This is a genomic window from Corynebacterium choanae (genome assembly GCF_003813965.1).
Lineage (GTDB): Bacteria > Actinomycetota > Actinomycetes > Mycobacteriales > Mycobacteriaceae > Corynebacterium > Corynebacterium choanae.
This window is the reverse complement of record NZ_CP033896.1, coordinates 676,238-693,242: the sequence shown is the minus strand read 5'-3', so window position 1 is coordinate 693,242 and position 17,005 is coordinate 676,238. Positions and strand designations below refer to the sequence as shown.

Here is a 17,005-nt window from a genome sequence, read left to right as displayed (position 1 = left end):
TGCCGCTTTGTTCATCGTTTTCTTCTCCCGCTAGGAGCTTGTTGTCGCTATGACCTCTTCACATTCCGCCGACCACAGTCAGCCTGCTGCAGGTGTTCTTCCCGGGCATCCCTTCGCTGCTGATCTAGCCACCGCACTAGCGCTGGCCGACGCGGCTGACACAATTACTCTGCAACGGTTTTTAGCGAGTGATTTGCGGGTGTCTGCGAAACCGGACATGACCCCGGTCAGTGACGCGGATACTGCCTGCGAAACAGCACTCCGGGAAATCCTGGCCGAACATCGCCCGGATGAGCCGATTCTGGGGGAAGAGTTCGGTGGGGAAGCTATAGTTGCCGGGCGGCAGTGGGTTATTGATCCCATCGACGGTACAAAGAACTATGTCCGTGGGGTGCCGGTGTGGGCAACGTTGATTGCGCTGCTTGTTGACGGGGTGCCACAGGTTGGTGTGGTCAGTGCACCGGCTCTTGCCCGCCGTTGGTATGCCAGCGCTGGTGCAGGTGCGTACACCACGTTCGCCCACGAGGCACCGCGGAAGATTACCACTTCACAAGTGTCAGCGTTAAGCGATGCCTCAGTGTCGTTTTCCTCCCTGGAGGGCTGGTTTGCCCGGGATCTTGGGGAGGCGTTTGTCGGGTTAAGCAACGACACTTGGCGGCTGCGGGGGTTCGGGGATTTCTTCTCCTATTGTCTGCTCGCCGAAGGGGCAGTCGATATTGCATTGGAACCAGAGGTTTCCCTGTGGGATCTAGCCGCGTTAGACATTCTTGTTCGGGAAGCAGGCGGCACGTTTAGCAATATTGCAGGCAAACCCGGCCCGCATGGCGGCAGTGCGTTGGCCACCAATGGGCTGCTGCACGAGCAGGTGCTTGCCCGCTTTGCCGGTAATTAATCGTGCCGCACACAGCCGGCTGCCTCCGCTGGGCGGTGAGCATGACAAAACCCATCATGGACACGGCTGTTGAGCTGCTCTGAACTACTCGGAGCTGCTCCCCGGATCCATGATGGGTTTTTCTTTTTCATTCAATTATTTGGCTGCTGGCACCGATACACAGGGGGTAACGCAGCACAGGCCAGCGTGTCGTCGCATCGCTAACAGCACTGGTGTTTCAGGTGCTGGCCTGTGTGTTTTTTTGGCCTGTGCTCACCATTGTTTAGTTGCGGTTGTCATCAGCGGCGTCAGGGGTGACAATTCGCGGATCTAATCCGTCATCGGTGGGCAGGGTAAAACCGGCACCATAGCCGTGATGGGTATTAATGTCGTTGACAATCGCATCAATGGAGTGGGTAATCGCCGGGGCGTGGAGTGGCCCTTGCAGCGGGCTGACGCAGGCGAAACTGTTCCCTGGTGCAAGCCCCCCAGAGACCACCCCGATGAGTTTGTTGCCGATAAATACTGGCGCCCCGGAGTCGCCGGTGTTCGCACAGTATTGAGCAAGTGAAGTGCGCTGGTCGGCAAGGAACTGCGGGCCGCAGGTCCAGCCGGTAGCGACCCCGTATTTACAGACCATTTGCGGTTTGTCGTCCCAACCAAGCGTGTCAATGGTTAACCCGTTGTAGCTTTTGGCCACATCAACCTTGTCTTCGAAACGAATCACCGAATAGTCATGCTTGGCTGATTGGGCAACCACATAGCCGGCGGTGCCCATTGGCCACGAGTCCGCAGAGACCACTTCACTGCCGGGTTTGCCGCAGTGTCCGGCGGTGATGCCGATTTTGTTGCCTTCACTGTCATAGCCTGCCACCCCCAAGGTGCACACCGCATCGTCGATAAACAGTGGTGTGGATGGCCCCATGAGGATCCGATCATTGCCTTCGGCAACATAGGCTTCGTGGGGCACATCGGGGGCGTGAAAATAGGATCCGGCGATCCGCTGCAGCACCGGACCTGGATGTGCGGCAAGCAGCATCGACAGGGGATCAGTTTTCCAGTGATGGTTTGGCCCGTCGATACGGGGCCGAATTGGGAGATTCGCCAAGGTTTCCCCATCCACCACCAGCGGCTTATCCGGGGTGGTTGCCGGCTGCGGCACCGCTGGTTTCGCTGACTCCTCGAGACGGCGTTGAGGGGCTACATTCGCATCAGTGGTGGCAGTAATGTTGCCCGGATTGGATGGCTGTGGGCTGGCGGTTTTCGGGATCCCTTGACCAATCCCGCCATAAGGGGTCACAACTGGCTGGGTGAGCTCAGCGGCGACACTGTCGATGGCGTGTTGGGCTGCTGCAAGCTGTTGCACTGCAGCATCGATGTGCGGCTGGAGGCCGGCAAAGAATTGCTGCTGCGCATCGTATGCCAGTTGGACTGGATCAACACCTGGAGTACCAAGTGGGGCAATCATCCCAACCGGTGCAGTCATTGGGGGTGGGGGTGGGGGCGGATCAGCGGCCGGGGTTGCTGTTGCCGTGGCAGGCAGCGTGACACACAGTGCGGCAGCGAGCAGCGGCACAGTGGATATCCGGCGCAACGATTTCGGGAAGGTCATGAACATGTCGGTAGCGGCGACCACTTCTTTTAACTTGGGTTGTCGACTGACCAGATGGTGAACGTGTTACCAGAAACAATGCTTGGAGTGTGCATGTTCGTTGCCGAATACAGGTCAGCGACAGGGACGGACAGGAGGACTGAAAAAGGATTGTCTGCGCGGCATAGGCTCCGAGGCCTTGCCTCCCCCTGGCCCATCCGCAGCAGGACCAGGGGTTACCGTTCCAGCGCGGGTCACACGCACGGCCTGCTCGCGCACAATCCAATGCGCTGCGATCCGTGACTGATGTGACTGGTGGGAGTGCAGAGCTTTTATTGTTGCACTTTCCCCACTGTGGTGCGCCACGGCTGTACCGATCGCAATATTCCTGTGACTTTTCCCCGCCACCAGCCCACAAAAGTCCCTGCTCACCCATGATTGGTGCACTCAACCAATCAGTGGATACACCCCCGTATGGGGCAGCTGGTCTATGCCTTGGGAATACTTGCTCACCCGCAGTGGCAACGGCCAACTATTGGCTGCGAAGTGCACCGGCGGCAAACCCCTGCGCCAACCACTCCCCCAGCCGCACCTGTGCCACCGCCCCAAGGAAAACCTCGGCAACGATTTTTTCGCCGCCTATTCAAGCTTCGCTAGCACGACGACGCCAGATTTACGGCTTCCCCACAACCACCACTACCCCGGGGTGTCGCGCATCGTGTGACACGACACCACCGGGGTACCCGGAAACAGGATTACGAAAAACCGTGCAGTGGTGGAAAACGGAACCTGGCAGACTAGTCGATCTCGACGAGAGACTGGCCGGCTTGCACCGAATCGCCTTGGGCGACGTTGATTGCCGAAACAACACCGTCGGATGGGGCGGTGATCTCAGTTTCCATCTTCATCGCTTCGAGAACCAGCAGCACTGTGCCGGAGGTGATTTCGTCACCTTCGCTCACCAGCACCTTCGACACGGAACCTGCCAATGGTGCCACCACCGCGTTTGCTGCCACACCCTGCACGGATGCGGTAGCCGGTTCGGTCATGCTCGAGGAGCGGGAACCAGTGATGATGGTGCCGAGGGAACGCTGCTCCTCTTCGACCTCGACGTCGACGGAGTAGGCAACGCCGTTGACAGTCACTTTGAGTTTCATAGGGGTGTACTCGTTTCCTTGGAGTGTGATCGGGTGTTTCAGTTACCACATAACCACCGGCGGCTCGCGGCTTACTATGCATGGCTGTTGCCGGGAAAGGTAACTGGAAACGATAAAAGAACAGTTCGTTAGCGGGGGCTGGTTCGGGACTGCACTGCCTGCCGACCCTGCATTGCCCAAGTACGATGACGATGGAAGTGCACGGCACGAATCTTGCCTTTGTTGCCCAAGTATGCCGATACTGCGGCGGAGATCGCCAACAGCACATCTTCCGGAATTTCGACGTCGGCGCGCTTTTTCAAGGCGGCGACTTCACGCTCCAGGGCAGATACTTGAGTACGTAGTTTGGCAAGGGCGGCCCGGTCAGCTTCCACTTGTTTGACGAGCGATTGCAGATCGACCGACACTTCGTTGGTCTCACCCATAGCCGTCTCCTTTAACAGACTTGTAATACGCAACATGCGCAAGTGAAAAACTTCAAACAAACAGAATTGTCGACCAGCCCCGATAGAGGCAAATGGTTGCAGGTTTGCTGCCCTGCCCCGCACCGGGGCGGTCGACGAGCAACACGCGTTCGGCTTATACCGGACCCAAGCCGTGCTTCTTGTGCGGCCGGGCGACACGCTTATTCGCCAACACTTCCAGGGCGTAGGCAACCTTCAAGCGGGTCTCCGCCGGGTCGATGATGTCATCAACCAGGCCGCGGGACGCAGCCATATATGGGGTGGAGAAGGTTTCCCGATATTCGGTGATCAACTCGTTGCGGCGGGACTCGGGGTCTTCCGCATTGTCGATCTCCCGCTTGAACACGACGTTCACCGCACCTTCGGCACCCATGACGGCGATCTCTGCGGTTGGCCAAGCAAAGACCCGATCGGCACCAAGATCCTTCGAACACATTGCCAAATAGGCGCCACCGTAGGCTTTCCGCAGCACCACAGTTACCTTCGGCACCGATGCCGCCGAGTAGGCATACAGCATCTTCGCGCCGTGCCGAATAATACCGCCGTGCTCTTGGGCGACACCTGGCATGAAGCCGGGCACATCCACCAGGGTGAGCAGCGGAATATTGAAGGCGTTACAGAAACGAATGAACTGGCTGCCCTTGTCGGAAGAGTTGATATCGAGCACACCAGACATCACTGCCGGCTGGTTGGCGATCACACCAACGGTACGACCTGTGATCCGGGCAAACCCAACCACTAGGTTTTGGGCGTAGCCGGCCTGCACTTCAAGGAAGTCGCCGTGGTCAACGAGGCGCTCGATCACGTCGCGGACATCGTAGCCCTTCTTGCCTTCGGCCGGCACAATGTCGCGCATCTTCACATCGGGTTCGACGATCTCGTCGGCGTCCCCCACGATCGGCGGTTCTTCAGTGTTGTTCTGTGGGAGGAAGCTCAGCAGCTTCTGGGCGATGAGAATTGCCTGCTCATCATCGTCGGCAACGAAGTGAATATTGCCGGCTTTCGCCATGTGTGCATCCGCGCCACCGAGTTGGTCTGCGGTGACGTCTTCACCGGTGACCGACTTGATCACCCCAGGGCCGGTGATGAACATCTTCGCCGCCCGGGTTTGAATAATAAAGTCAGTCAATGCTGGTGAATAGGCAGCCCCACCAGCACAGGGGCCAGCAATAATCGAGATCTGCGGCACCAAACCGGAAAGCATCACATTTTGGTAGAACACCTGCCCGTAGCCGGACAGTGAGTCGATACCTTCCTGCACACGTGCTCCACCGGAGTCGTTGATAAACACAAACGGGGTGCCGGTGGTGGCGGAGGCTTGCATCATTGCCGCGACTTTTTGGCTTTGCCGTTCACCGGCAGATCCACCCATGACGGTGAAGTCCTGGGAGGCGACATGGATGGGGCGGCCAAACACTGCACCCGAGCCGGTGACGACACCGTCGGCTGGCAGGTCGGCTTTATCCATCCCAAAGTGGGTGGTGCGATTTTTCGCGAAAGCACCAACTTCTTGGAAGGTGCCTTCATCGACCAGTGCTGCGACACGTTCCCGGGCGGTGAGCTTGCCCTTGTCGCGATGCTTCTGCAGTTTTTCTTCGCCGCCGCCAAGTTCAACCTTGTGGCGTGCTTCGGCGAGTTGTTCGAGACGTTCTTCCATTGAAGGTGGGGGTGGCGGGGTCGCTACCATGAGTTGTCCTTAACTTCCTTGCTATCAGGGATATGTTGCGATAAGTCAAAAATCTGCTGCCACAACGACGTTCAGCAATATGGTGGGGGCTGCTGCGGGGAGTTTCCCGTTGGTGGCGGAATCTTGCGGCCATCTGGTGTCCGCAAGCGCTATGCCTGGTGTGCGGCGGGTTCCCGCCAGGCATCACCTGGCGGGAATGGGGTGCCACCGTTTCCAATCATCCAACCGATGAAGCTACAGCGTCGGTGATCAGCAGGGGCGCCTTGGTTGCCACATAGCGGGTCGTAGTGACTCGGTCGAACCGAGCCGAACCGTTTAGGCTGGCTCGACCTTGACTTGCTGGCTGCGGCCACCGACGGTCACCTTGTAGGTGATCGGTTCGCGGACAGCCTTCGAGGAGGAGTCTGCAGCGCTCTTCTCAGCAGCAAGCTGCTCGGCAGTCTTGCCCACCGACTTCGGTCCTTCGTCGCGGGTTTGGAAGAATCCTGGTGCCACCGAAGGGAAGAGCGCATTGGTGAGCACATCTTCATCGGTGCCGTTGAACCCTTCAAGGGCTTGTGCCTGCTCGACGAGATGATCCCATTCCGGTTCGAGCAGATCCGCTGGACGCACCGAGATCGGTTCCTTCTTCGTCTGTGCTTTGGCTTGCTCGATGAGTTCTTCGTTGCGTTCACCGATGCATTCGCCGTAGTAGCCAAGCATCAGGTCAGCGAACTCTGCGGTGAGCACCTTGTAGCGACCCATCAGCACGTTGAACACCGCTTGGGTACCGACGATCTGGGACGATGGGGTGACCAGTGGTGGATAGCCGGCATCCTTACGAACTACTGGCACTTCCCGCATCACTTCGTCGATCCGGTCGCCAGCACCTTGGGCTTTGAGCTGCGATTCCATATTCGACAGCATGCCGCCTGGGATCTGGGAGAGGAAGATGTTGGTGTCCACCAGGGTGGAGGATTCAAACTCGGCATACTTCGGCCGCACCTGCTTGAAGTGATCCCGAATCGTGATGAGACGATCCATGTCGAGATCGGTGGTGTAGCCGGTGCCTTCGAGCATTTCCACCAATGATTCGGTGGGGTTATGGCCAGGGCCAAGCGACATCGAGGAGATTGCCGTGTCGACCACATCCGCGCCAGCTTCAATGGCTTTCATCAACGTCACCAGGGTCACACCTGTGGTGGAGTGGCAGTGCACGTTGATCTGGGTGTCTTGGCCGTACTTGTCTTTAATGCCTTTGACGATGTCGTAGGCAGGCTGCGGCTTCAGCAGGGCAGCCATGTCTTTCAGGGCAATCGAGTCAGCACCCATATCCAGCAGGCGGCCGGCTTGCTCAATGTAGCCTTCCACGGTGTGCAGCGGGGAGGTGGTGTAGCAGATCGTGCCTTGGGCGTGACCGCCGACCTTCTTCACTGCGGCCATCGCGTGCTCCAGGTTGCGGGGATCATTCAACGCGTCAAAAACGCGGAACACATCCATGCCGTTTTCCTTGGACTTTTCGACGAACTTGTCGACGACCATGTCCTCATAGTGACGGTAGCCGAGCAGGTTCTGTCCACGCAGCAGCATCTGCAGGCGGGAGTTTGGCATCAATTCCCGGAAGGTGCGCAGGCGCTTCCACGGGTCTTCGTTAAGGAAGCGGATACATGCGTCAAAGGTGGCGCCACCCCAGCACTCCACACTCCAGAATCCGGCTTTGTCAATGTCTTCACAAATTCCGACCATGTCTTCCATTGCCATACGGGTGGCAAACAGGGACTGGTGGGCGTCGCGGAGCGCGACTTCTGTTACTCCGATTGTTCGCGGGCTCATGCACTCCAACCTATACCGTGCAACCGTGCATTGCATCCGAAAAACCAACACAATGTATCTTCCGATTCATTCCGCTTCTGCCCGAATCCACCTCACATTGTCGCCCGGCCGGACATAGCCCAAGCTAGAAACAATGTTCAAGAACTGGGGACATTCCCTACTAAGGGGCTGCTAACCTGCAGCGGCAGGGAAAAATAGTGAACAATATCGCACTTAACATTGCGTCGATCAATGTGGTTTCATGCCCGATCGCGCAATGTTGTGACCAATTCGGCATCCAACTCAATTGTGTGAGGGCACCAAGGCTGGTTGTGGAAGGACGCGAAACGGTGCGGCGGATGAGGGAACTTACCGCAGAACCCCTTGCCCCACGTGGCCTACCACTTACGGCGATCACAGCAGGGACAGGTGGAGGTCTGAGACAACAACACCGCACGCAGCGGACGTTGTTGCACTCTTTGCCAAGGGATGACAACGAAATGTGAACAACGACAGCTACGTGCGGTGTGCAATATGGGTGCTGTGCGGCAAACCTCCCCGCCGGCGGCAACCGGTAAAGGAGCATAACCACAGGGTTAGCGGCGCGGAATCGCTACCTGTGGAACCCGGGCACGAGCCTCATCGATTTGGGAGGAAGCACCCGAGGACAGCGCCGCTACCAGACTGTTTGGGCAGCGGTCAGGGTTTGCACCACAAAATGGCGCATTCAAAATAGAGACAAGCCCTTCAGCGAAGACAGCCGCACCGACGCTGCCGAGCAGCACCAGCAGGATAACTTCCGCTGGGGAGGCAGCTGAGCTGCTGTTACTGTCGCCAGACAGGGTGGTGTTCAACGACGAGGCGTTGGTATCTTCGGCGTGTGCTGGGGTGATCGCACCGGTGGTCAGGGCTGCGACGGCAGTGGCCGCCACGGTGAAACGGGCAAGCTTGTGCTTCATGAGGCACCGTTCTTTCTTCTTTTTTTCTAGCAAGGTCAAACCAGACTGATCCACGGTGTGCAGGGCAAACCGCAGGTGACCAACCACAAGTCAGGCGCCCACTGGGGTGATGCTCTGCACAGGTGTTCAGCGGGTGTATTCCAGCCTAGCGCCCTTTAGCACCTATCTGTTGAGATCCTGCTCAAAAAACTTTTCGTTTTGTGCTGCGTCCCTTGACTTTCCGTGGTGTGGGCAACGCTGCTTTCACCATGCCGATCACGAGCCGCCAGGTCACCGGCAACCTGCTAAACCACAGTCCACCATGGATCGCGAATTCTGGTGCGACTGATAGTCGTGGCGGAAATGCTGGGCGTGGGTGTTGGGTTGCTTGCCACCAGCCGACGGCTAGCAATGCGGCCGCGGCACATTGCGTGTCCGGAACTGTTGTTGGATGAATACCAACCCGTGGGGCGGCTGCCAGTGCTTTTTCGATCCTTCGGTCACGAAGCACAGAACTACTTAACGTCGGCGGCAACACCATGCGGATAACACGTGCTCCCCTTTTAGCCGGTGCACCACCAGTAATCGGATCTAACCTACCTGCGACCCCATCCAGGTTCGCTGGATATCCTGATGCGTTCCCCGATGGGGTTTCACAGGTGGCTTGATAGTGTGCGTCGGCGAGCAGCAAGAGGCGGGCACGTTCAATAAATTTGGCTACTGCATAGTTTGGCCCTTGGGCAACCAGCACAGCACCGGTCGGTTTCCCTTCCACGGTGGTGTAGCTTTCAGTTGGTGAACCGGGAATACACACGGTGACATCACTGCGGCGGCCAACCACGTGGGCGATAATGGCGTCGAGGGCTACCGCCAGATGCACATGTTGCGAACCGGGTGCATACACCGTAGAGACGATCAGCACCGGCCCTGGAAGGGCAGCAATATATTCGACAATACTGTCGGTATCAAGCAGCACATCGGCAACAAGTCGCGCATATTCCCCGGCAATGCGGGGTGCCGCATGGCGGCTCACCACATGCACTCGGGCCCCGCAGGCGGCTAACACGGCAGCCGGTGAACATGCCGCGTCACCACCAATAACGACAATGTTCACCCCTTCCATCGCAAGCAGTGAAGGATGATCAACCACTGTCTGCATGGCTTGTTGCGCCGCCACGGTTTGCTGTGACAGGTCGACTGCGGCAAGGTTGGCAAGTCGTTCCAACACTGCCGGCTGTGACTTCTCTGCCACATAGCGGGCAGTGGGAGTGTTATAGGCACCAAGCACATACGGCTGGAACGGATCGGTTTCCTCTCGCCGCGGCAATGCACTGGTGGTGTGGATATAGTGTAAAAACTCAGTGGCAAAGGGCACTTCGGATTCATAGGGCAGCGCCGCTAAAGCGGTGAGCACCCGCGGAAAATCTTGGCGCCAATGAGCAACCGGCAACCCGATATCAACCTTGGTGTCGAATGCTGCATCGCTGAGCATGCGTACCACAAAGCGACTTGTTGACCCATCAGTCCATTCCGGGAGCACCAACCTCGGCGGGGTGTTGCCAGATGATGGTTCGGCGGCGGTGGGCTGCGGCTCGCGGATGGGGAACATATATGCCAATCTAGCGAATTTCCCTCCAGTGGCTGTCACCCACCTACCCGATGTTTCGGTAGTTACACCTGGTGTGAATAACAGACGCATTCCTCTTGCCTGACCTTATTTGTTCCCCACTACCCTTGCCTAGCCATTACGCCACGCAAGTTCCATCCGACCAGCTAGGCAACCAGTGTGCCCGCAGATCACCTTGGCCAAACTCTGGTAGCAGTGTCACACCCCCCCCTGTTGCCTAACTACTGCACGACTGCTGGAAGAGACCGCACTGCTCAATGACCTCTTGCAACGTGCAATGTGGCGGTCATTCCACATCGGAGGAAATCATTGGATCACCGTTCAGTGGTGATCCGACTATCAATGATGCTGCATTCCCGCCGGCGGGGTTGGTAATGCAGGACTTACATGGTGCAATAAGACAATGCATCAAAAACGATTTACTCGCTCCCATCGCTTTGCTGTTGTTGCTGCTGCCACCACTGCGGCACTACTAGCAAGCTGTTCTCAAAACACTGTCGAAGGCCCGTCGGTGGAAGAACGTGCCTCAGTGGCAGCTTCCAAGGCGGAAGCGGCGGCGAAGTCAGCAGCTGAAGAAGCCCGGGTGAAATCAGAGCAGCGTCGTCAAGAGTCAGGGTTTGGCCAATCCTGGCCACGCACTATCGGCACCTTATCCCCAACTGGTGAACGGATCGAAGTCACCTTGGACGCCCAGCCCACCCGGATTATCGCCTTAGGTGGGGAAACACTTGCTGCATTGCTTGCCGATGGCGCACCAGTGGTGGCGATAGTCACCGGGGAAGGTGAACAGCTCAACCGCGATGTGGAACAACAAGCAGCTGCCGCAAACACGGAAATACTTACCGCTGCTGATCGTGGAAAAGCTGCGGCTGACACTGCAGCCGATGTGGTGATCACTACCGCCCAGTTTGCGGCCGCAAACACACCACTAGTGGAAGAAGTGGCCGGGGATCGCCCCTTGATTATCGCCGATGCAGAAGGGGCGTCCTGGCAAAACCTGATGACGACGGTGGCTAACCCGGCCGGAAAGATCACCGAAGCGACCAGTGCTGTCGCCGATTTTCATCAGCTCGTTGGCACCACCGCTGCTGGCGTAGTGTCTCCAGCAGCCCCAATTGTGGCAGTTGCTCCCACCACCGGTGGCTTCACTGTGCTCGGGGAGGATGATCCGATGATTGCGCTGCTGCGGGATGTGAAGTTCGAGCTGCCTGAAAACACTGGCGAAGGCCGTATTGTGGATGCCGCGGCACTGGTCAACACTGCGAAACACGGCACTATTCTCCTGCTTGCCCCGAATGGTGAAGTCGATGCTGCCCTGCGTGACGAAGTGAATGCGGTCGACAACGAGGAGGAACGGCCAACGATCGCGGCTCTTGCAGTTGACCCGATTGGCGCCAACCTGTTTTCTAGCCAGCGCCTGCTCGAAGAGCTCTCGGCACAATTCGGCGCACAATAGCTCTTCGCTGCCGCACCTGATCGCCTACTGGACTTCATGGTCTGCTGGCACTCTCGGCCAGGGGTGGTGTTTTGTGTACCGGCGAGAAAACCTGCCGTCTGCAAGGTTCACCACACCTGCCAATGGCTATACACACCTTGCGTTAGCTCAGCCACAGTCGGTGTCGGCGGTGAAGCGGATGGAACGCCGATACCGACGGTAATGTTTACTCCTGCCCGGCCGGGATGCCCAGGGAGTACACCGCTAAGTTGTAGCGCTGCAATACCGGGGCTACCAGTTGATAAAACCCCTGATCGGGATGATCATCAATGCGGAAACTTGTCATTCCGACGGGATACATCCGGTCGTTGTTGACCGCAAACACAGCCCCGCCCGAATCCCCGTGATCAGCTGACGCGTAGGCACTAAACATATTTTCGTTGAGGATTTTCCCAAAGTCGCCGCATGCTAATCCGGTGCGGTAACCAAGCCGGCAAATTGAGGGCTGTTGACGGTCGAGTTCTTCGCCGGTGAGGGTGCCAGCACCCTCATATTCCAAACCGATCTGTGATGACCACGGCACGGTCGTGTCGGTGATGTCCACAATTCCAAAATCGACCTGGTGGCCGTCTGATTCCCGTTCCACCACTGTACCGAATCTTCGCCACTGCCCGGCGCCGTCTTCGACATAGACAGTTTCGTTCAGCTCACCGCAGTGACCTGCCCAAATCATATATTCACGGCTCGTGTCGTGGGCGAAGATTCCCGCCGAACAGGCACCATGTTCGGTCACCAGCCGGGCACCAGGGGTGATGGTTTCAGGATGCAGCAGATGCTGCCACTTTTTCGAGTTTTGGTAGGTCATCCGTTTATCGCGTTCAGGTTTGTGCGTACCCCACTGTTGAGGGACGTCACTCTGCCTTGGTGCGGCTGTTGTGGTGATCTGCGGTTCTACCTCGTCGACTGGGGGCGGCAGTGTCCCGATCGGTGCTGCTAGGCGAATACTTGCCCGCACCGTATAGGTTGTAGTGCTGATCACCCCAGTCGACAACAACAACGCCATAACGGTGAGCACCAGTATGGTGGCGTTTGGTTTGCGCTGCTCCATGGAATTGTTTCCCCCTCACTTCATCACTGACCTTCCACTTGGCCAGTACAGTGTCCAAGCCCTGCTCACATGATCTTGTGCGACGAGCCGCCCATTGTCTGGTCTTCACGCACAGTGCCGACAGGTAGTAGTTGCTGTCGCACGGTGTGCGTTAAGACTGTCGGCGGCACTGCCGCGGTTCCCATTCCCCAACATCGTCACACCGCTTCGTCTATTTTTGTCCGTTCCCACCAGCGGCGCGATGGGTGCAGTTCAACAGCCGTGCTCTACAGCACAGATCCACACAATCGTTGCTGGAGCAACTAATCCGCTAATGTGAAGGGCGCCGGATTGCCGCTTTGCGGCCGCATACCGGTTGTTGATCTGCTATCCGAAGCGAATGGAATACCCCGTACTATGAGCGATGCTTCCCCTACCCCTGCAACTCCCCAATCGCCAAATCAGCCCGATGTGCCGACTACGGCAGACTCGCCGGACGCTTTCGCATGTGCAGCACCCGCTGACATGTGGCGTGATTTCTTATTTAGCGCCGGTTTGCTGGAGTCGATGCTCGATACCACCTTGCAACGGGAACATGGTGTCTCCTTGAGCGAGTGCGATGTGTTGGAAAATTTGGCACGCGCCTCCGAACAGTCGTTAGCCATGTCTTGTGTGCAGGCTTTATCCACCACGTCGATATCAGGGTTATCCCGGGCTGTTGCCCGCCTGGAGCAGAAATCCTATGTGGTAAAGACCCCTTCACCGACTGATCGTCGCGCTGTGCAGCTGACGTTGACAGCCGCAGGCGCGAAGCTGCTTCCACAGCTACACACGACACTTTCCGCCTTGGTGCAACAATATCTCATCGACTGCCTTCCCGCCGCCGAAATTACTGCATTTGCCAAGGTCAATGCACATTTAGCGGAGCAGTTAAAGAACCCGGAGACCAAGCCCCAAACCAGATAGTTGCGCACGCAATCAATATGCGTTATTATTTGCTCACGCAAGTAATTATGTGGTTGCACAACCCGGAAAAGCAACCAGTACACAAGCGCAACTTCATCCCCTCATCGCGAAAGGTTTGGCAACAACCATGGACGTAGGAATCTTCACCGTCTCCGACATCACCGAAGACCCCACCACCGGCACCACCCCCACCGAGGCACAGCGCCTCGCACAGATCGTCGATATGGCCGAGCAAACCGAAGCCGCTGGACTCGATGTCTTCGCCCTCGGGGAACATCACAATCCGCCATTTGTTTCCTCGTCGCCGACAACGACGCTCGGGTTTATCGCCGCAAAAACCAGCAACCTGCTGCTGTCGACCGCAACCACACTGATCACCACCAATGATCCGGTGAAAATCGCGGAAGACTATGCCATGCTGCAGCATCTGGCCGGCGGCCGCGTCGACCTGATGCTCGGTCGCGGCAATACCGGCCCGGTTTATCCCTGGTTCGGCAAAGATATTCGCCAAGGCATCAACCTCTCCCTGGAGAACTATCATCTGCTGCACCGGCTGTGGCACGAGGATGTCGTCGACTGGGAAGGCAACTTCCGCACCCCACTACAGTCCTTCACCTCTACCCCACGTCCCCTCGATGATGTTGCACCATTTGTGTGGCATGGCTCGATCCGTTCGACGCAAACTGCCGAACAGGCCGCCTACTATGGTGACGGGTTCTTCCACAACAATATTTTCTGGAAGCCGGAACACACCCTGTCGATGATCAACTTCTACCGGGAGCGTTTCGCCCACTATCACGGGAGCGACGCCACCCCGATCGTCGGTGTTGGTGGTCAAGTGTGGATGCGTGACAGCAAGCAGGAAGCAATGGACGAATATCGCCCATACTTTGACAATGCTCCGGTGTATGGCCACGGACCTTCCCTCGAGCAGTTCATGCGGGAAACCCCACTCACCGTCGGCACCCCGCAGGATGTCATCGACCGCTATATCGGATTCATGGACGCCTACGGCCCGCTGCAGCGGATCCTCTTCCTGGTTGACCATGCCGGTCTGCCACCGGCAGCAGTCAACGAGCAGATTCACATGCTCGGCAACACGGTTGCACCAGCATTGAAGGAATATGCGGCAGAGAAATTCGGCAAAGAGGCAACAACCGCCCCGCACCATGCAGCACTGGTAGAAGCCCGCGACGAGCAGCTGGCCGCCCATGGCAAAGTGCACTCGGATACTTACCGCTTTGAAACTGGTGACAACTGGACGGGGCTCCGCCCAACTGAATATGACCAGGCAGAACAACCCAAGCGCTAACGAATTGCAATAACCACTGCTGCCAGGCGCTGCCCTGGCAGCCTGTTCTTTCCTTGCAGGAAGCGGCCTGGTAACCGCCAACGTATGACCCTGCTCACCGGTAGCACACGTGTCACCGGTGGCATTGCTGCAACACCACACCCGCGTCCCTTCCCTCTGATCGCAGGGCTCACCGCCACCGACTATCTACTGTTGTTCCCTGTATCGTTTCCCAACATCAGCACCAGCGCACACCCGAAACCGTGCGCGATACACTATCCAAATTTGTTTAGACACTTCGCAGAAAGCACCGGTAGAACACTATGAGCACCAAGCACATTGTCATCATCCAAGGCGGCATGTCGGAAACCTCCAGCACTGCCCTGCTCGAGCAGCGCTACCGGAAAGCTATTGCGCAACGTTTCGATACCACCGAAACGACCATTACTACAATCAGCATCCGCAATCTGGCGCATGATATCGCTGACATGCATCTCACCGGGGTGCCCTCCCAAGCATTAGAGGCAGCACTAGATACCGTGGCGGATGCCACGGGGATTATCGCCCTCACCCCCACCTATGCCGGATCATACGGAGGATTGTTTAAAGCATTTGCTGATGTGATAGGCAATGACCGGATCGCGGGCACCCCGGTACTCCTCGGGGCAACCGGTGGCTCGAGTCGCCACTCGATGATGCTCGAGATGGCCATGCGGCCACTCTTTGCTGCCATGCGGGCACTCACCCTGCCAGTGGCAGTGTTTGCCTCCTCCGATGATGCTCATGGCACTGTGCTGGCCAGCCGTGTCGATCTCGCCGTCGCCCAGCTTCGCCACAGTCTCGACCACGGGAAACTCCCCACTATCGCCGACCACCAATTTGCCCCCACTGCGGCAAGTTCCAACCCGCCTGCCTTGCCTGCCCATCTAGCGCAGATTGCAGTTGTCGAAGAGGAAGTTGGCATAGCCACCCCAACGAATGACTTCGGGGTTGGCGGGTACACCACCGGGAAAGGTTCCACCGTGAAACTGCTGCGCAGCGACGGCACGAAAGGGACACTGCGACCTGATTTGGAAGATTTTGTTCCCATGGACGACTTGCTCAAATAAGTAAACCAGGGGTGAAAACCATCCCTTGTGCCAAGGACAAATACATCAGTGGCACCATCTCCCGGGGTGAAGCGATGCGCGTACAGCACCGGAAGGAAACCCCAGCAGTGATATCAGCGTTTCTGCAAGGAGATGGCACCGGGTGCCGACCCCATAGCCCTGATAGGGTGGCCACTATGCGAGCTTTCCAAACAATCCGCCAAGCAATAATTATTGTGGCTGCTGTAGCAGCACTGGGCGGTTGTGTCTCGTTCAAAGATGCTCCGCCTTCTTTCGGTGCCGTGGGTGTGCGCACCGCCGAAAACGGCGACTGGGAAATCCACATCAATCCCTGTGGACTCAGCGTCACCGGGATCCGGTTCGTGGGCGCAAATCCTGGTGATGGATCCCCCAACCCGCAGCTCGGAGTTATCTCCTTTGATCCCGCCATAGCCACCCCAACAACGATCACTCCGCACACCCTTGGTGCGGGAAGTACCGTCGATGAACCCCTCAATCTTCCCGATGCACAATCCCCCCACGAGCTGATGATTATCTCCCCGGAAACCAGGAAGTCGGCAACCGGAAGGGTACCCGAGATAGCGCTGACCTACGCTGAGGCTGACGCCGCCGAACCCGGCCAGCTGATCGTCGGCTATATTGCACCAGAAGGCGCCGACTACCCTTCGACCCGCCGACAGGTGAGCGACGAAGCGTTTCTTCACTGTAAGGACACCTATCCCAATGACTAGGTCGCCTGCACCAGCAATCAGCGGTGCCGCCGCACAAGGCTGCCCGTGACAGCATGAAGATGCCTGGCTAAACTAATCCAAGACGACTGTTGCAACGACCACTAGAATCCGCCATGCCGTAGGAAAACAAGAAAACCCCCTCTCAGATGAGAGGGGGTAATCCAAATGTAGTAGCGGGGGCAGGATTCGAACCTACGACCTCTGGGTTATGAGCCCAGCGAGCTACCGAGCTGCTCCACCCCGCGATGGGTGCATATGCA

General features: G+C 57.6%; 14 protein-coding genes and 1 tRNA gene. 6 read left to right on the top strand and 9 right to left on the bottom strand.

What is annotated here, in order from left to right; all coding sequences use genetic code 11:
- Positions 1–49: 49 nt before the first annotated feature.
- Complete coding sequence (gene hisN / locus CCHOA_RS02535; RefSeq protein WP_123926457.1) at positions 50–892, top strand: histidinol-phosphatase; 843 nt, start codon at positions 50–52, stop codon at positions 890–892.
- Positions 893–1,154: 262 nt separating this feature from the next.
- Here hisN and CCHOA_RS02530 read toward each other — a convergent pair whose 3' ends face one another.
- From CCHOA_RS02530 to CCHOA_RS02500, 7 genes are all read right to left on the bottom strand, one after another.
- Positions 1,155–2,483, bottom strand: coding sequence for a S1 family peptidase (locus tag CCHOA_RS02530; RefSeq protein WP_123926454.1), 1,329 nt, complete (start codon positions 2,481–2,483; stop codon positions 1,155–1,157).
- Positions 2,484–3,259: 776 nt separating this feature from the next.
- Positions 3,260–3,619, bottom strand: coding sequence for a biotin/lipoyl-containing protein (locus CCHOA_RS02525; protein WP_123926451.1), 360 nt, complete (start codon positions 3,617–3,619; stop codon positions 3,260–3,262).
- A gap of 128 nt (positions 3,620–3,747) precedes the next feature.
- Positions 3,748–4,044 (bottom strand): hypothetical protein, encoded by a 297-nt coding sequence (locus CCHOA_RS02520; protein WP_123926448.1) that lies wholly within the window; start codon positions 4,042–4,044, stop codon positions 3,748–3,750.
- A gap of 154 nt (positions 4,045–4,198) precedes the next feature.
- Complete coding sequence (locus tag CCHOA_RS02515; RefSeq protein ID WP_123926445.1) at positions 4,199–5,770, bottom strand: acyl-CoA carboxylase subunit beta; 1,572 nt, start codon at positions 5,768–5,770, stop codon at positions 4,199–4,201.
- Between the two features lie 315 nt (positions 5,771–6,085).
- The gene (locus CCHOA_RS02510; RefSeq protein ID WP_123926443.1) at positions 6,086–7,582 is read right to left on the bottom strand and encodes a methylmalonyl-CoA carboxytransferase subunit 5S; all 1,497 of its coding nucleotides are present in this window, start codon (positions 7,580–7,582) and stop codon (positions 6,086–6,088) included.
- A 575-nt stretch (positions 7,583–8,157) separates the two neighbouring features.
- On the bottom strand, positions 8,158–8,520 hold the full coding sequence (locus CCHOA_RS02505) for a hypothetical protein (RefSeq protein WP_123926441.1): 363 nt from the start codon (positions 8,518–8,520) through the stop codon (positions 8,158–8,160).
- A 181-nt stretch (positions 8,521–8,701) separates the two neighbouring features.
- Positions 8,702–10,108, bottom strand: a complete 1,407-nt coding sequence (locus CCHOA_RS02500; RefSeq protein WP_123926439.1) for a hypothetical protein — start codon at positions 10,106–10,108, stop codon at positions 8,702–8,704.
- Positions 10,109–10,529: 421 nt separating this feature from the next.
- Here CCHOA_RS02500 and CCHOA_RS02495 point away from each other — a divergent pair, with 421 nt between their 5' ends.
- Positions 10,530–11,582 carry an ABC transporter substrate-binding protein gene (locus CCHOA_RS02495; RefSeq protein ID WP_123926436.1) on the top strand — a complete coding sequence of 351 codons (1,053 nt, stop codon included), beginning with the start codon at positions 10,530–10,532 and terminating at the stop codon, positions 11,580–11,582.
- A gap of 205 nt (positions 11,583–11,787) precedes the next feature.
- On the opposite strand, the gene CCHOA_RS02490 is transcribed toward CCHOA_RS02495, so the two are convergent.
- The gene (locus CCHOA_RS02490; RefSeq protein WP_123926433.1) at positions 11,788–12,669 is read right to left on the bottom strand and encodes a S1 family peptidase; all 882 of its coding nucleotides are present in this window, start codon (positions 12,667–12,669) and stop codon (positions 11,788–11,790) included.
- Between the two features lie 396 nt (positions 12,670–13,065).
- Between CCHOA_RS02490 and CCHOA_RS02485 the strand changes: the two genes are divergently transcribed.
- The 4 genes from CCHOA_RS02485 to CCHOA_RS02470 all read left to right on the top strand — a co-directional run bounded on the left by CCHOA_RS02485 (position 13,066) and on the right by CCHOA_RS02470 (position 16,745).
- A complete protein-coding gene (locus CCHOA_RS02485) occupies positions 13,066–13,614 on the top strand; it encodes a MarR family winged helix-turn-helix transcriptional regulator (RefSeq protein ID WP_123926430.1) in 549 nt (182 codons plus the stop codon).
- Between the two features lie 127 nt (positions 13,615–13,741).
- Positions 13,742–14,926 (top strand): CE1758 family FMN-dependent luciferase-like monooxygenase, encoded by a 1,185-nt coding sequence (locus tag CCHOA_RS02480; protein ID WP_123926427.1) that lies wholly within the window; start codon positions 13,742–13,744, stop codon positions 14,924–14,926.
- 302 nt (positions 14,927–15,228) lie between these two features.
- Complete coding sequence (locus CCHOA_RS02475; RefSeq protein ID WP_123926424.1) at positions 15,229–16,014, top strand: CE1759 family FMN reductase; 786 nt, start codon at positions 15,229–15,231, stop codon at positions 16,012–16,014.
- A gap of 176 nt (positions 16,015–16,190) precedes the next feature.
- Positions 16,191–16,745: a hypothetical protein gene (locus tag CCHOA_RS02470; RefSeq protein WP_123926421.1), complete on the top strand. Its 555-nt coding sequence runs from the start codon at positions 16,191–16,193 to the stop codon at positions 16,743–16,745.
- 171 nt (positions 16,746–16,916) lie between these two features.
- On the opposite strand, the gene CCHOA_RS02465 is transcribed toward CCHOA_RS02470, so the two are convergent.
- Positions 16,917–16,990: transfer RNA gene (locus CCHOA_RS02465), tRNA-Met, on the bottom strand.
- Between the last annotated feature and the right edge of the window lie 15 nt (positions 16,991–17,005).

Coding starts and splice junctions, on each gene's coding strand:
- hisN (WP_123926457.1), top strand. CDS start 50: ATGACCTCTTCACATTCCGCCGACCACAGTCAGCCTGCTGCAGGTGTT.
- CCHOA_RS02530 (WP_123926454.1), bottom strand. CDS start 2,483: ATGACCTTCCCGAAATCGTTGCGCCGGATATCCACTGTGCCGCTGCTC.
- CCHOA_RS02525 (WP_123926451.1), bottom strand. CDS start 3,619: ATGAAACTCAAAGTGACTGTCAACGGCGTTGCCTACTCCGTCGACGTC.
- CCHOA_RS02520 (WP_123926448.1), bottom strand. CDS start 4,044: ATGGGTGAGACCAACGAAGTGTCGGTCGATCTGCAATCGCTCGTCAAA.
- CCHOA_RS02515 (WP_123926445.1), bottom strand. CDS start 5,770: ATGGTAGCGACCCCGCCACCCCCACCTTCAATGGAAGAACGTCTCGAA.
- CCHOA_RS02510 (WP_123926443.1), bottom strand. CDS start 7,582: ATGAGCCCGCGAACAATCGGAGTAACAGAAGTCGCGCTCCGCGACGCC.
- CCHOA_RS02505 (WP_123926441.1), bottom strand. CDS start 8,520: ATGAAGCACAAGCTTGCCCGTTTCACCGTGGCGGCCACTGCCGTCGCA.
- CCHOA_RS02500 (WP_123926439.1), bottom strand. CDS start 10,108: ATGTTCCCCATCCGCGAGCCGCAGCCCACCGCCGCCGAACCATCATCT.
- CCHOA_RS02495 (WP_123926436.1), top strand. CDS start 10,530: ATGCATCAAAAACGATTTACTCGCTCCCATCGCTTTGCTGTTGTTGCT.
- CCHOA_RS02490 (WP_123926433.1), bottom strand. CDS start 12,669: ATGGAGCAGCGCAAACCAAACGCCACCATACTGGTGCTCACCGTTATG.
- CCHOA_RS02485 (WP_123926430.1), top strand. CDS start 13,066: ATGAGCGATGCTTCCCCTACCCCTGCAACTCCCCAATCGCCAAATCAG.
- CCHOA_RS02480 (WP_123926427.1), top strand. CDS start 13,742: ATGGACGTAGGAATCTTCACCGTCTCCGACATCACCGAAGACCCCACC.
- CCHOA_RS02475 (WP_123926424.1), top strand. CDS start 15,229: ATGAGCACCAAGCACATTGTCATCATCCAAGGCGGCATGTCGGAAACC.
- CCHOA_RS02470 (WP_123926421.1), top strand. CDS start 16,191: ATGCGAGCTTTCCAAACAATCCGCCAAGCAATAATTATTGTGGCTGCT.